Source organism: Mesorhizobium sp. M7D.F.Ca.US.005.01.1.1, from assembly GCF_003952545.1.
Lineage (GTDB): Bacteria > Pseudomonadota > Alphaproteobacteria > Rhizobiales > Rhizobiaceae > Mesorhizobium > Mesorhizobium loti.
On sequence record NZ_CP034453.1, the window covers coordinates 2030696 to 2044040 of the forward strand.

Consider the following 13345-nt stretch of genomic DNA (forward strand, 5'->3'; position numbering starts at 1 on the left):
TATTTCTATAGAATGCAGCCTTTCACTCTGTGACGACGAGGCAAGTGATGATCGAGCCATTTGACGACACCGCGCCGACCAGTGACGAACTCACCGAATACGATCGGGAACACGTCAAGCTTTATGTCCGCCTGCTCGACGCGGCCGATGACGGCGCAGACTGGCGCGAGGTGGTCGAAATTCTCTTCGGCATTGATCTGACCAAGGAGCCGCAACGCGCCCGGCGTATCCATGACAGCCATCTGGCGCGAGCGCGCTGGATGGCGCGTGCTGGCTACCGCCATCTCTTGCGTCAACCCGGCAGCTAGCACCACCGCTCCTGTCGTTCCCGGGTGATGCCGAAACGGCATCACTCGATGCCCGGCGAGGGTCTTCCGCCAATCGCTGCAACCCGGAATTCTTTTGAGGCGGGGTCTACGCGTTTCTTGCGAGGAGCTCTTGGATGAGGCCGGATACGTCGCATTGGCGAGACAATGCCAGCTATGACTATTTCGATACATTGCCCATCGAAGGGCTCGCCTGGGAGTGTCTGCGGCGTCACGAACCCTATCAACGGCACTACCAAGCGCTTTTGACCACAAGGGCCGAAAAAGCACCCTTCCACCCTGAGACACAGCGGCTGTGGGGGTTACGATTTCCCGGCCAGGCCGGATTTGTCCGCCTTGGCGCAAGACATTCTGTGGTCGCCTGACGTCGATCCAGCCGTGGTTTCTCTCGTGCCGGCGCCGGAATTCCTGTCGTCCTTACGATCGGCGCCTTTGACCGGCCTGGGCGTGGTCCACGACAGCCCGGAAGGACGTCACATTGTCCACAGTGCAGGTGTCGCCACCCAACTTCTGCTTTTGCCCGGTAGTGAGCCGCACGGCCCTTTGGCGGCGTTGATCCCTTTGGATGCAGAAACGTTGGGACGGATCGAAGCACTCACCCGTTTCTGGCGGGCCTGGCAGGGGCGCCCCACACCTTCGGACACGCGGATGACCCCGCAGCAGCGCCGCCGCTTTCGACTGATGATACAGGCCGCTGACGGCCACTCGAATGGCGCGAGCTACCGCGACATTGCGATCGCCCTTTACGGGTTTAAGCGCGTCGCCGCCGATCCTTGGAAAACTTCCGCGCTGCGCGATGCGGTGATCGGTCTCGTCGAAGGCGCCACCGCCGTGATCGGCGGCGGCTATTTGCAAATCCTGCGTCATCGCCGTCGATCCTAGCGGGTCTGGCCGCGCAAAAGGGGTGGAGTTTTAGCCCCCCTCAACTTCCCCATCCCTGACGAAGCTTACTCTCCGCCACCGTGGTCTCCGTCCACCGCTGAACGTCAGCGGCCGTCCAAAACCCCACGGAGGCCCGATCCATGCGACCCGATATCGCCGTCTTGCCGCCACGCTTCCTGCGCACCAAGGAAGCTGCGGATTTCCTCAGCCTCTCCGCCCGAACGCTCGAGAAGCACCGTACCTACGGCACTGGTCCTGGCTATCGGAAGCTCGGCGGCCGTGTCGTGTATGCCGTCGACGATCTTCAGGCCTGGGCCGAACGCGGCGCCGTCACCTCTACATCCGATCCGCGTGGATCGGTCCTGCCCGCCAAGCGTCACACACCGACGCCGCCGGCGCATGGCGGGCGATACGCACGCTGACCGCGCGAGGATTTCCAAATGGTGGCGCCAAACCAATCCCTTTCGGAGCGCGGGCAGCTCGACCTGTTCCGGGCGCTGCCTGGCGACTTCGCCCCACGCGACGCGCAGGATCTCATGACCTATCCGTTCTTCTCCCTTTCCAAGACCCATCGCACCACCCCGATCGATTTTGCCGCGGGCAACGTCACGCTCCGGGTCGAAGCCGTACCCGATCATGGGATGGCGACCATCTGGGACGCCGACATCCTGATCTGGGCCGCGAGCCAGATCGTCGAGGCGCGCGACACCGGGCTTCGCACCTCGCGCCTGATGGCCGCCACGCCCTATGAGATTCTCACCTTCGTCGGCCGCGGCAAGAGCTTGCGCGACTATCAACGCCTGAAGGCCGCACTTGATCGGCTGCAGTCGACCACCGTCTCGACAACAATCCGTCAGCCCGCCGAAGGCCGTCGTCACCGCTTCTCATGGATCAATGAGTGGCAGGAGCGTATCGATCGCCATGGCAAACCCGCGGGGATCGAGTTGATCGTCCCCGACTGGTTCTACCAGGCCGTCCTCGATGACGCGCTCGTGCTGACGATCGATCGCGCCTATTTCGACCTGACGGGCGGGCTGGAGCGCTGGCTCTATCGGCTGGTGCGCAAGCATGGCGGACGCCAGCGCGACGGCTGGCGCTTCGACCTCCGTCACCTTCACCAGAAATCCGGCAGCCTGTCGCCCTACAAGCGCTTTGCCTTCGAACTGCGCGACATCATCCGCCGCCAGCCGCTGCCAGGCTACACCCTTGCTCTGGAAGTGGAGATTGGCGGTCGGACGCTGCTCGCCTTCGAGCGGATCGGCTCCTGTGGAAGGCCTGTGGACGGCCTCGTGCTATCAGGAACCGGACCTGTCGTGCCATCGGGAACCGCGGGCTCGTGCTATCAGGAACCCAAACGTGGCCTAACCTCCCGAAAGCAAAGCCGAAATCGTGCCCTTAACTTAGACTCTAACACCGAATCTAACGTTGAAGGACGCGCGCGCGATGTGCGCAGGCACACCCGACAAGCCAGCGACATAGTCAGGTTTGACACCGACAAGACCCCGAACGCGGCATCAGGAGAACCCTCATGACTGGCGTCTCGGCTCCTGTCTTGCGCGGCGCGTTCGCCGCCTCGCAGCACTCTCTCGACGATCTCGCCCATGTCGAACTCACCTGGGTCGAGAAGAGGATTGAGAACTGGATACGCTTCGGCACGTGCGCCCACGAACAGATCCTTGATCGTCGCCGGCGCGTCCTGTCCTACCGCCCCGGCACGGTCTTCGCCTTCGTGCGCTGGGCGGCGAACGACTTCGGAACGATCATCTCACGCATCGATATCGTGCGTGCGGTCGCGCGTGGCGAAGCCTATCAGACACTGCCCTTCGTGCGCCCTGGCGGCGACATCCTTCTGAAGGTCGAGAGCTGGCCCAAGGTGGAACACGTGCTGCAGGCGATCGACGCCATCCAGCGCCTCGACATCGAGCCTGAGTTGGTGTCGCCCGATCATTGGCGGCACATCCACAACCGGATGACCGCCGGCCACGCGCCGCGCAGCTACACACTCGACCAACATCGCGCGTTCCTGCTGCGCAAGAGGACCGAGCGGTGACGCGCGCCGGGATCATCCTCGCTAGCGTTCTCGCAACCATGGGCGTCGGCTATCCCGGTTTCAGTTCGATGCCGATCAAACTGATCTGGAACGCATCAGCCAGCGCGCCGATCGGCCTCTACACGATCGACTTGGACGAGCCGTTCGAGATCGGTGATCTTGTCGCCGTCAAGGCGTCCGAGCCACTCGCGTCCTTCCTCGCCGACCGCGGCTATCTGCCGAGGGGCGCGCCACTCATGAAGCGCATCGTCGCGGTCACGGGGCAAATTGTCTGTCGCTCGAAGCTCACCATCAGCGTCGATGGCGCCGAGGCGGGCAGGGCGCTGGAGCGTGACCGGGCCGGCCGTGGCCTGCCGGTCTGGCAGGGCTGCCGCCGCATCGCGACCGGAGAAGTCTTCCTGATGAACCGGCAGGTGCGCGACAGCCTCGACGGTCGCTATTTCGGCCTCACTTCCACCAGCCAGATCATCGGGCGAGCCACCCCGCTGTGGACCGACGAGCACGCCAACGGCCGCTTCGAATGGCGCGCGCCAACGCGGTGAGCGCGCGACTGCCGGCGCCGTGTCGTGCGCCGGCCCCACCATCGCACCGCTGAAAACAGGAGCCTGACATGCAACAGATCGGAGAGTTCACGCGCCAGAAGAACGGCTATGGCGGGCGCATCCACACGCTCAGCCTCAAGCTCGACATCGCCATTGTGACGGCAGAGGCGAGCGGTACGGAGAATGCGCCTGACTACCGTGTTCACGCCGGCGACGAGGACGGCCCAGAGATTGGCGCCGGTTGGAAACGCTCCAGCGAGAAGGCAGGAGACTATGTCTCGATCCAGTTAGACGATCCGACCTTCGCGCAGCCGATACGCGCGAACCTCTTTCGCAATGGTGACGACAAGACGTCCTGGTCGCTGCACTGGTCGCGGCCGCGCGAGCGCAGCGAGAAGGAGTGAACGATGCGCGCTCGCCCCCCGTCGACGAGCCTTCGCAGTGCGCCCGGGCCGCTTCGCGCTGCCCGGCGCATGGCTCTGCTCCTCCTTTGCGGCCTGTCCGCAGCGACCGCCACGCCGGTGGCGACGGTCGCGCAGGACTTGGCCATCGCGCGGTCGTCACAACGCAATCCATTCGACGCGCATATCACAGAAGCCTCGCAGCGCTTTGGCGTCCCGACGGCGTTGATACGTGCCGTCATGCACAAGGAGAGCGCGGGCGACATGCGGGCCGTCTCCAGCGCGGGCGCCCGCGGCTTGATGCAGATCATGCCCGGCACATGGGATGATCTGCGCGCCCGCTGGTCGCTTGGTCGCGATCCGTTCGATCCCCGTGACAACATCCTGGCAGGAACGGCGTATCTGCGCGAATTGCACGATCGCTACGGCTCGCCGGGGTTTCTGGCCGCCTATAACGCGGGACCCGCACGCTACGAAGCCTACCTCGCCGGGCGTTCGTTACCCGCCGAGACCCGCGCCTATGTCGCAGCACTCGCCCCCCTGATCGGCGAAAGCGAGGGTATGCGCCCTTTCGCCGTCACATCTGTCGAGGCCGTTCCCTGGAAGCACGGCTCGCTCTTCGTAGGTCAGCCGGATCGCATACAAGCTGTCGCTCTCGTGCCGACCGAGCGACCACCAAATGACGCGGGCTCTGCACCCACCGTGCGCGATGTCTCCGCCATCGTGCCGCTGTCCGAAGGCCTCTTCGTGAGGCGAGCCGGCGAAGGGATCCAGCCATGAGCGCGTATGGGCGTTTTCGCGCAACCGCAAGCTCCAGCGCACCGTGGCGTGCATGGAGGCGGAATGTGGGCAGAACAACCGGAAGATGGCGAGATAAAAGGCCGCGAGGTGCGGCGTCGATCGGTTGTGTTGTTTCAAGGGGTTATGCCTCATTTCCGCGAGGTGCGAAGATCTGGTGCACCGCACCGGACCGCTGTTTTCCCTGTAATTTCCATGCCTTGGCGCGATGTGCGCGGCCTTCGCCATGACCACCGAGGATGGTTTCCGCATCCGGCCAGGCCGCATCCGCTCGTCCGGTACCCAGCGCGCCCGGCCCTTCATCGCACAGGTGCTTGCCGCCGCCCGGAAGGCTGGCGCCCGTATCTCTCGCTCCGGCCGCATCAGTCCAGGCAACCGCTCGACCTTCGGGCGCGGCCGCTCGGCGAGCGTCCGCGCCAATCGTCTCCTCAGCGGCCGCTCGCGAACCGTGATCATCAAGACACGGCTGGTGCGCCACCATGCCCGCGCCGCGCCGCTTGCCGCCCATCTCACTTATCTGCGCCGCGAGGGCGTCACCCGTGACGGGGGGAAGACAAGGCTATTCGGGCCGGAGACCGATGCGGTTGACGGCGGTGCTTTTGTCGGGCGGTGCGGCGATGACCGGCACCACTTCCGCTTCATCGTCTCACCGGAGGATGCCATCGACATGGTGGATCTCAAATCCTTCGCCCGCGATCTGATGGGCCAGATGGAAAAAGATCTCGGCACGAAGCTCGATTGGGCCGGCGTCGATCACTGGAACACCGACAACCCGCACCTTCACATCATTTTGCGCGGCCGTACGGATGACGGGCAGGATCTCGTGATCTCCCGCGATTACATCAAGGAGGGGATGCGGGCTCGCGCCGCCGATCTTGTCACCCAGGAGCTCGGCCCGCGCACCGATCTCGACATCCGCCGCAATCTACAGCGCCAGGTCGAAGTCGAACGTTGGACCCAGCTTGACCGGCAGCTTGTTCGCGACAGCCGCGAGACAGGCGTCATCGACCTTGCCTGCGCCCCGAACGCCCAGCCCGACGCGTATCACGTGTTGAAGGTCGGGCGAGTGCGCAAGCTCGAGACCCTTGGGCTTGCCGAACAGGTCGGCCCAGGCCAGTGGACGATCGACGACAAGGCCGAGGCGACGCTGCGCGAGCTTGGCGAGCGCGGCGACATCATCAAGCGGATGCACCGTGCGCTTACCGAACAGGGCATTGAGCGCGGCGCGTCGAACTATGTGCTGGCGGCGGAGCGTCTCGACACGCCGATCGTGGGTCGACTGGTCGACCGCGGCCTTGATGACGAGTTGAAGGGGAGCGCCTACGCCGTGGTCGATGGTACCGATGGCCGTACGCATCACATCAAGCTGTTCGACCTCGATGCCGCCGGCGACAGCGCTCCGGGTTCTATCGTTGAGCTGCGCAAGTTCCATGACGCGCAGGGGCATCCGCGCGCAGCACTCGCTGTCCGTTCCGATCTCGATATTGAGCGGCAAACAACCGCCGCCGGCGCAACCTGGCTTGACCGCCAGAATATCGCCCGAGAACCGATTGCGCTGTCCGAAGCCGGCTTCGGTGCCGAGGTACGGCAGGCGATGCAGCGGCGCGCCCACCATCTCGTCGAACAGGGCCTTGGGGAGCGGCATGGCCAACGCATCAGCTTCACCCGCAACCTGCTCGACACGCTGCGTCGCCGCGAACTGGAGGCGCTCGGCCAAAAGCTCTCGGCCGAAACCGGCCAGCCATTCAACCGCGTTCGCAGCGGCGAGTTTGTGGCCGGTTCGTACCGGCAACGCTTCGCGCTCGCCTCCGGCCGCTTCGCCATGCTCGATGACGGCTTCGGCTTCCAACTGGTACCTTGGACGCCCTCCTTGGAAAAACATCTTGGTCGCCACATCTCTGGCGTCGCTCGAAATGACGACGGCATCGACTGGAGTTTTGGCCGCAAGCGAGGCCTCGGCCTCTAACCTCCTTGTGAAGAAAGGACGACTTTATGTCCGCCACCAAAATTCTCTGGGGCCAGATACTCGCGGTCTTCGCGATTGTGCTTTTCACGACCTGGGGTGCGACGGAGTGGGTGGCCTGGCGCCTGGCGTTCCAGCCCGTGCTCGGCAGGCCGTGGTTTCGAGTCCTCGGCTTCCCGTTTTACCTTCCGCCGTCCTTCTTCTGGTGGTGGTATGGCTTCGATGCCTACGCGCCGTCGATCTTCGTGGAGGGAGCCTTTATCGCGGCTTCCGGCGGTTTCGCCTGCATCGCCGTCGCCATCGGCATGTCAGTCTGGCGGGCTCGCGAGGCCAAGAAGGTCGAGACCTATGGCTCGGCGCGCTGGGCCGACAACCAGGAGGTCAAGGCAACCGGCCTTCTCGGCTCCGATGGAGTGGTGCTTGGGCGATATGACGGCGCCTATCTGCGCCACGACGGACCGGAGCACGTTCTGTGCTTTGCGCCCACACGTTCGGGCAAGGGCGTCGGCCTTGTCGTCCCGTCGCTGCTGACCTGGCCGAGCTCAGCCGTCGTCCACGACATCAAGGGCGAAAACTGGCAACTCACGGCGGGCTTTCGCGCCAGGCATGGCCGGGTCCTGCTGTTCGATCCCACCAATCCGAAATCCTCTTCCTACAATCCGCTGCTCGAGGTGCGCCGTGGCGAATGGGAAGTCCGCGACGTCCAGAACATCGCTGACATCCTCGTGGATCCCGAAGGGTCGCTCGAGCGGCGAAACCATTGGGAGAAAACCAGCCATGCTCTCTTGGTCGGAGTGATCCTGCATGTCCTCTACGCCGAGCCGGACAAGACGCTTGCCGGCGTCGCCGGCTTCCTCTCCGATCCAAAGCATCCGATCGAATCGACGCTGTCGGCGATGATGAAGACGGCGCATCTGGGTGAGGCGGGTCCGCACCCGGTTATCGCCAGTGCAGCGCGGGAGCTGTTGAACAAATCCGACAACGAGCGCTCCGGCGTCCTCTCCACCGCCATGTCGTTCCTCGGCCTCTATCGTGATCCTGTCGTGGCCGAGGTCACGCGCCGCTGCGACTGGCGCATCACGGATCTTGTCGACGACAAGCGCCCGACGACGCTCTACCTCGTTGTGCCGCCGTCCGACATCAACCGGACCAAGCCGCTCATTCGCCTGATCCTCAATCAGATCGGTCGCCGCTTGACTGAGGATCTGCAGGTGAGGGCGAAAGGGCACCGGCTGCTCCTCATGCTCGACGAGTTCCCGGCGCTTGGCCGCCTCGACTTCTTCGAGTCTGCGCTTGCCTTCATGGCCGGCTACGGGCTGAAAAGCTTCCTGATCGCTCAATCCCTCAATCAGATCGAGAGGGCGTACGGCGCCAACAACTCAATCCTCGACAATTGCCACGTCCGGGTAAGCTTTGCCACCAACGACGAGCGCACCGCCAGGCGGGTGTCCGATGCGCTCGGAACAGCAACGGAGATGCGGGCCATGAGGAACTATGCCGGCCATCGGCTTTCGCCCTGGCTTGGTCATCTCATGGTCTCGCGTTCGGAGACGGCTCGCCCGCTGCTCACGCCTGGCGAAGTGATGCAACTACCGTCCACCGACGAGATTGTCATGGTCTCGGGCGCGCCGCCGATCCGCGCCAAAAAGGCGCGCTATCATGAGGATGCCCGTTTCGCGGAGCGTATTCTACCGCCGCCGATGCTTGCGGCGGCGTCAGCGGTAGAGGGGAGACCCGATGACTGGACAAAACTGCCTCTGGCTTCCCGTGCCCGGATTGCGGAGGGTTCGGTGGCGCCGTCGGCCGTCGATGAGGATCCAACCGAATCCGAGCGTCGTCACCAACCTGAGCTCAGTCGGGTCGAGCCGGTCGTGGAGCCTGCGATCGAAAACGAATTCGAGATCGATCACCGCGACGACATCGAGGACGAAGTTGCCCGCAACCGTGGACTGACGCGCCTCATGCAGGGCATTGCACGGCAGGCGTCGCTCGACCCTGGCGACGGCGTGGATATGTGAGGGTCCCATGACTAAGCCACCCCGCAAGCAGCGCCTGTCCGTCTATCTCGATCCGAAGGTCATGAGCAGACTGGCCGAATATGCGGCGCGCCGTGATTTTTCTCGCTCGCTGGTCGCGGAGGCGGCCATCGAATCGTTTCTCTCGCCCGATGCCGCCGAGCGACAGGAGGCAGCGATCACCAAGCGGCTCGACCAGCTCGATCGCCGTATGACGCGCCAGGAGCGCGATCTGGCAATTGCCGTTGAGACGCTCGCCGTTTTCGTCCGCTTCTGGCTGGCGACAACCCCGGCTTTGCCCGAGTCCGCGGCGCAGGCTGCTCACGCCAAGGCTGGCGAGCGCTATGATGCCTTCGTCACAGCGCTCGGCCGGCGCCTGGCGAAAGGACCGAAGCTCCGGCAAGAAATCAGTGAGGACATCGACGCCGGTTTCGACACACTCAAGACCGGCGAGCCCGGGCGATAGCCGGACGGTCGGATCACCGGCGGCGCGGATCGGCGGATCGCCGGCGACACGGCCAGTGCTCAGGCCTCGGCGATCAGGGCAAGGTTTTGCAGGTGAGCGTCTATCGTGTCGGCGACGGAGCGCGCGATGGGAAGCGTCTTCTTCGCCTCGGGCCATTCGTCGCGGAAGCGGGTGACGGTTTCGCGCGCCGTATCGACGACCGGCTTCTCGGGCAGATGCGCCTTCGCCGCGAGGTAACGGAGCTCGTCGAACGAGAGCTCGCGCATGCGCTTGGTGCGGGCATATTTGATGGCGGCGAACTCGTCCTGCATGTAGGGAATTGTCGATAGGAAATCATAGGCTGGAGCGAGCGCCGCTGAGCGCCGATCGGGATAGATCACCGACCAGTTCTTGAGGTGCATGTCGGCATTGCCGATCAGCGTGTTGAAGACGAGCCGGCGGATGAACTCGCAGGCACCACCGTCTCCGGCCTCAACGCCAAGCACGGTCGCAATGTTGCGTGCGCTTGCGCGCTTGTATTTGTCGTCCGGCCACACGCCGAACACCTGGGCGAAATCCTCGACATGCACCGGACCGTCGCCGCTGCGGTCGAAGCGCCGGATGGCCAGTGCCTGGCCCTTCATACTGCGCATTCCTTCGGGAAGGCCGTCGATCGCATCGACGTCGAGGAGTTGCACCTCTGGCACGTCCATGCCGAGCCTGGCCGCAAGACTCATCATCGAGAATTCGTTTTCGGGGACGCCGTCGTAGAGCTGTGAGGGCAGTTTGACGATCCACGATCCGCCGACGCCGTCAGCTGGGATCGTAAGCCCGCCGCCCTTTCCGGTGTTCTTCACCGCCGAGAACTTCAACTGCACGCCCGCGAGTGAAAATCGCAGGGCATTGCTCCGGCGCGCGCGGCGTGCTCCCGCGTCGCCCTCCTCCCTCAGATCTGGCCAGGCTTCTGCGTCCGCCGGCACGATGGTGAGCGCACCGGGAAGGTCGCGGCCGAGAACCCAGAGCAGGAAGAATTCGCGCTTTTCGCTCACGCCCGCGCGCTCGGCAAGGTAGGCCCGCAGCGGCCCTTCCGGCAGGAGGTTCGCAAAGAACGGAGGAACCCTGACATTGAACGGACGGAATTCGGTCAGGAGCTGCCCGTACTGGTCCTCGAACGACAGGCTGAGCGTGGCCCGCTCGGGATTGTCGATGTAGGCCTTGTCGAAGGCAAACAGAGTACGATCGCCCGGAATGAGCGTGAGCGTTGCGATCTTCTCGCCATAGAGGCGGACATCGAGGACGGAAACGTCAGGCATCCTCGTTCTCATCGTCGAGTTGGTATGCGGGGCGGGGCATTTCGGGGAGCGCGTGGGCGATCCTGTTGCGCAGTGCTCCAAGCTGCTTGGAGGCGCGCTCGATGGCCGCAGCCGCGCCAGCGCCGGCCGGCAGCTTCATCAGCTTTTCGGCGATGGCACGCAGCGTGTCGAGATCGGTTTTGCCCAACCGAAAGTTCGCAAGCTCGCGCAGCGTCTGATCGAGACGCTTGAATTCGCCAGGGTCGGGATGGTCGCGGTGCAGCCTTGCAAGGGCAGCCTGGGCGCGATTGAACACCACGGCGCGCTGGCGGTCTTCGCCGCTGAGCGTTGCGTAAGCGTTGCTGACGACGGCTTCGACCGCGGCCAGGGCCTTGCGCGGCACCAAAACCAGTTCGTAGTCGAGCGCTCGTGCGAGCTCAACCAGGCTCGAAAGCCTGAGGTCGGTCCCGCCATTTTCAATCTTCGAAATATGGCTTTGGGGAACGCCAATGCGAGCGCTGAGGTCGCGCTGGCTCAGCCCGCTCTGCTCGCGGGCATTGCGGAGCGTCTGGAGAATTTCGTCCGTAGAATAGAGCATTGATATGCCTCTACATATCGTTTTCCAAATTTGATATGCGTAAATATATCATTTAACGGAAGATTTTGCAAACACTGATATGTAAAAACATATCGCGGCCCTGCGGCGATCTGTTATCGTAGATCAGACCTCCTCAACCTGTCGAGCCAGGCAGGAGGGTGGCATAGCCAGCGCGGCAACGACGTTGAGTCGGTGCCGCGGCTCCTCCGGACCAAAGTCTGGCGCGAAATCCGCAATCCGGGCCGCCGGTCCGAACCGCCGACCGCCTGTATTTGCACGCTACCCTACGACGCCTCGACAAAGCTGTTGAATCCACTCGAGATGCGGCTCTCTTAATCATCCCCGTCCTGGGGCCTTCCTTGTTCCCCCGGATCGAAATGGGGACAGGATGGCAGCTTCGCATCACAATTCAGAAGGCCTCGAGCGCGGCGCACGCATGTTGCGCACAGCGCTCGGCCCTGCGATCGCAAGCTATCTCGACGACGCGGGCATCGTCGAAGTGATGCTCAATCCCGATGGGCGTTTGTGGATCGACCGGTTGTCCGAGGGGTTGTCCGACACAGGAGAGCGCCTGTCGGCGGCGGACGGCGAGCGTATCGTTCGCCTCGTCGCCCATCATGTCGGTGCCGAAGTCCATGCCAGCGCGCCACGCGTCTCGGCCGAGCTGCCCGAAACGGGGGAGCGGTTCGAGGGACTTCTTCCTCCCGTCGTCGCAGCGCCCGCCTTCGCGATCCGCAAGCCCGCCGTCGCTGTTTTCACCCTTGAAGACTATGTCACGGCCGGGATCATGTCGGCGCGCCAGGCCGACGCGCTGCGCCAGGGCGTTGCCACCCGCGCCAACATTCTTGTCGCTGGCGGCACATCCACGGGCAAGACCACGCTGATCAACGCGCTGTTGGCCGAAGTGGCCAAAACCGCCGATCGCGTCGTCATCATAGAGGATACGCGCGAGCTGCAATGCGCCGCGCGCAATCTCGTTGCGATGCGCACGAAAGACGGCGTCGCGTCGCTCTCCGATCTCGTTCGTTCATCGCTGCGCCTGCGCCCCGACCGCATTCCGGTCGGCGAAGTGCGCGGAGCCGAGGCGCTCGAACTGCTCAAGGCGTGGGGCACCGGCCACCCTGGCGGTCTCGGTACGATTCACGCCGGCAGCGCCATTGGCGCGCTGCGACGGATGGAACAGCTCATCCAGGAAGCTGTCGTCACGGTGCCGCGAGCGCTGATCGCCGAGACGATCGATTTGGTTGCCGTCCTTTCCGGCCGTGGCTCCGCCCGACGGCTGTCCGAACTCGCCCGTGTCGAGGGCCTTCGCCCGGACGGCGATTATCGCGTTGCGCCCGCCCTCCGCGAGGAGGACGACCGCCCGACCTTGCTCATCCAAAACCCCGAAGGAGAAAATCCGTGATCCAATGCCTGCGCCTCGCGCGCCATCGTCTCGCCATCACTGTCTCCGCTCCCACGCTCATCCTGGTGATGGCCGCGCCCGCTCATGCCTCAGGCTCGTCGATGCCGTGGGAACAGCCGCTGCAACAGATCCTCCAGTCGATCGAAGGCCCGGTCGCCAAGATCATGGCGGTCATCATCATCATCGTTACGGGTCTGACGCTCGCCTTCGGCGACACGTCGGGCGGCTTCCGTCGGCTCATCCAGATCGTGTTCGGCCTGTCCATCGCTTTCGCGGCATCGAGTTTCTTCCTGTCGTTCTTCTCGTTTGGCGGCGGAGCGCTGGTCTGATGGTGGGTGGTGTCGAACAGAGCGGCGCAATGCCCGACTACGCAGTGCCGGGTTACACGGTCCTCGTGCACCGCGCACTGACCGAGCCGATCCTGCTCGGCGGCGCCCCGCGCGCCATTGCCATCATGAACGGGACGCTCGCCGGCGCGGTGGGACTGGGGCTGCGCCTGTGGCTCGTCGGCATCGCAATCTGGGCGATCGGCCATGTTGCCGCCGTCTGGGCCGCTAAGCGTGATCCGCTCTTCGTCGACGTCGTTCGTCGGCATCTGCGCATCCCGGCACATCTCACTGTCTGAGCG

Annotated in this window: 17 protein-coding genes; 15 read left to right on the plus strand and 2 right to left on the minus strand. The window is 64.1% G+C overall.

Annotation, left to right across the window (positions count from 1 at the left end):
- Positions 1-47 precede the first annotated feature (47 nt).
- The 12 genes from EJ076_RS09650 (at position 48) to EJ076_RS09705 (ending at position 9443) form a co-directional block, all read left to right on the plus strand.
- A complete protein-coding gene (locus tag EJ076_RS09650; RefSeq protein ID WP_109672579.1) occupies positions 48-308 on the plus strand; it encodes a DUF2285 domain-containing protein in 261 nt (86 codons plus the stop codon).
- A 134-nt stretch (positions 309-442) separates the two neighbouring features.
- Positions 443-691, plus strand: coding sequence for a DUF6499 domain-containing protein (locus tag EJ076_RS35690; RefSeq protein WP_109672577.1), 249 nt, complete (start codon positions 443-445; stop codon positions 689-691).
- On the plus strand, positions 663-1208 hold the full coding sequence (locus EJ076_RS09660; RefSeq protein WP_245462983.1) for a DUF2285 domain-containing protein: 546 nt from the start codon (positions 663-665) through the stop codon (positions 1206-1208). The genes EJ076_RS35690 and EJ076_RS09660 overlap by 29 nt, the downstream gene beginning before the upstream one ends.
- 140 nt (positions 1209-1348) lie before the next feature.
- A complete protein-coding gene (locus EJ076_RS09665; protein ID WP_109672573.1) occupies positions 1349-1630 on the plus strand; it encodes a helix-turn-helix domain-containing protein in 282 nt (93 codons plus the stop codon).
- A gap of 18 nt (positions 1631-1648) precedes the next feature.
- Positions 1649-2740, plus strand: a complete 1092-nt coding sequence (locus tag EJ076_RS09670; RefSeq protein ID WP_245462984.1) for a replication initiator protein A — start codon at positions 1649-1651, stop codon at positions 2738-2740.
- The gene (locus EJ076_RS09675; RefSeq protein WP_109672571.1) at positions 2737-3258 is read left to right on the plus strand and encodes a DUF2840 domain-containing protein; all 522 of its coding nucleotides are present in this window, start codon (positions 2737-2739) and stop codon (positions 3256-3258) included. The genes EJ076_RS09670 and EJ076_RS09675 overlap by 4 nt, the downstream gene beginning before the upstream one ends.
- Positions 3255-3800, plus strand: a complete 546-nt coding sequence (locus EJ076_RS09680) for a S26 family signal peptidase (RefSeq protein ID WP_109672569.1) — start codon at positions 3255-3257, stop codon at positions 3798-3800. Before EJ076_RS09675 ends, EJ076_RS09680 begins: the two co-directional genes overlap by 4 nt.
- Before the next feature lie 68 nt (positions 3801-3868).
- A complete protein-coding gene (locus EJ076_RS09685) occupies positions 3869-4204 on the plus strand; it encodes a DUF736 domain-containing protein (RefSeq protein ID WP_126067722.1) in 336 nt (111 codons plus the stop codon).
- A gap of 3 nt (positions 4205-4207) precedes the next feature.
- A complete protein-coding gene (locus tag EJ076_RS09690) occupies positions 4208-4981 on the plus strand; it encodes a lytic transglycosylase domain-containing protein (protein WP_126067723.1) in 774 nt (257 codons plus the stop codon).
- A gap of 244 nt (positions 4982-5225) precedes the next feature.
- Positions 5226-6965, plus strand: a complete 1740-nt coding sequence (locus EJ076_RS09695) for a VirD2 family relaxase/mobilization nuclease (protein ID WP_126067724.1) — start codon at positions 5226-5228, stop codon at positions 6963-6965.
- Positions 6966-6991: 26 nt separating this feature from the next.
- Entirely contained in the window at positions 6992-8980 is a 1989-nt protein-coding gene (locus EJ076_RS09700; protein WP_109671173.1) for a conjugal transfer protein TraG, read from the plus strand.
- A gap of 7 nt (positions 8981-8987) precedes the next feature.
- Positions 8988-9443: a ribbon-helix-helix protein, CopG family gene (locus EJ076_RS09705; protein ID WP_109671172.1), complete on the plus strand. Its 456-nt coding sequence runs from the start codon at positions 8988-8990 to the stop codon at positions 9441-9443.
- A gap of 59 nt (positions 9444-9502) precedes the next feature.
- On the opposite strand, the gene EJ076_RS09710 is transcribed toward EJ076_RS09705, so the two are convergent.
- Together EJ076_RS09710 and EJ076_RS09715 are read right to left on the minus strand one after the other, a co-directional pair.
- On the minus strand, positions 9503-10735 hold the full coding sequence (locus EJ076_RS09710; RefSeq protein ID WP_109671169.1) for a HipA domain-containing protein: 1233 nt from the start codon (positions 10733-10735) through the stop codon (positions 9503-9505).
- Positions 10728-11312 carry a helix-turn-helix transcriptional regulator gene (locus EJ076_RS09715; RefSeq protein ID WP_109671167.1) on the minus strand — a complete coding sequence of 195 codons (585 nt, stop codon included), beginning with the start codon at positions 11310-11312 and terminating at the stop codon, positions 10728-10730. The genes EJ076_RS09710 and EJ076_RS09715 overlap by 8 nt, the downstream gene beginning before the upstream one ends.
- 388 nt (positions 11313-11700) lie before the next feature.
- On the opposite strand from EJ076_RS09715, the gene trbB reads away from it, so the two are divergent.
- From trbB to EJ076_RS09730, 3 genes are read left to right on the plus strand one after another with little or no spacing between them, the layout of a single operon-like run.
- Positions 11701-12717 carry a P-type conjugative transfer ATPase TrbB gene (trbB, locus tag EJ076_RS09720; RefSeq protein WP_109671165.1) on the plus strand — a complete coding sequence of 339 codons (1017 nt, stop codon included), beginning with the start codon at positions 11701-11703 and terminating at the stop codon, positions 12715-12717.
- An 8-nt stretch (positions 12718-12725) separates the two neighbouring features.
- A complete protein-coding gene (locus tag EJ076_RS09725; protein ID WP_245463074.1) occupies positions 12726-13046 on the plus strand; it encodes a TrbC/VirB2 family protein in 321 nt (106 codons plus the stop codon).
- Positions 13046-13342: a VirB3 family type IV secretion system protein gene (locus EJ076_RS09730; RefSeq protein ID WP_109671160.1), complete on the plus strand. Its 297-nt coding sequence runs from the start codon at positions 13046-13048 to the stop codon at positions 13340-13342. Before EJ076_RS09725 ends, EJ076_RS09730 begins: the two co-directional genes overlap by 1 nt.
- Positions 13343-13345: the final 3 nt, after the last annotated feature.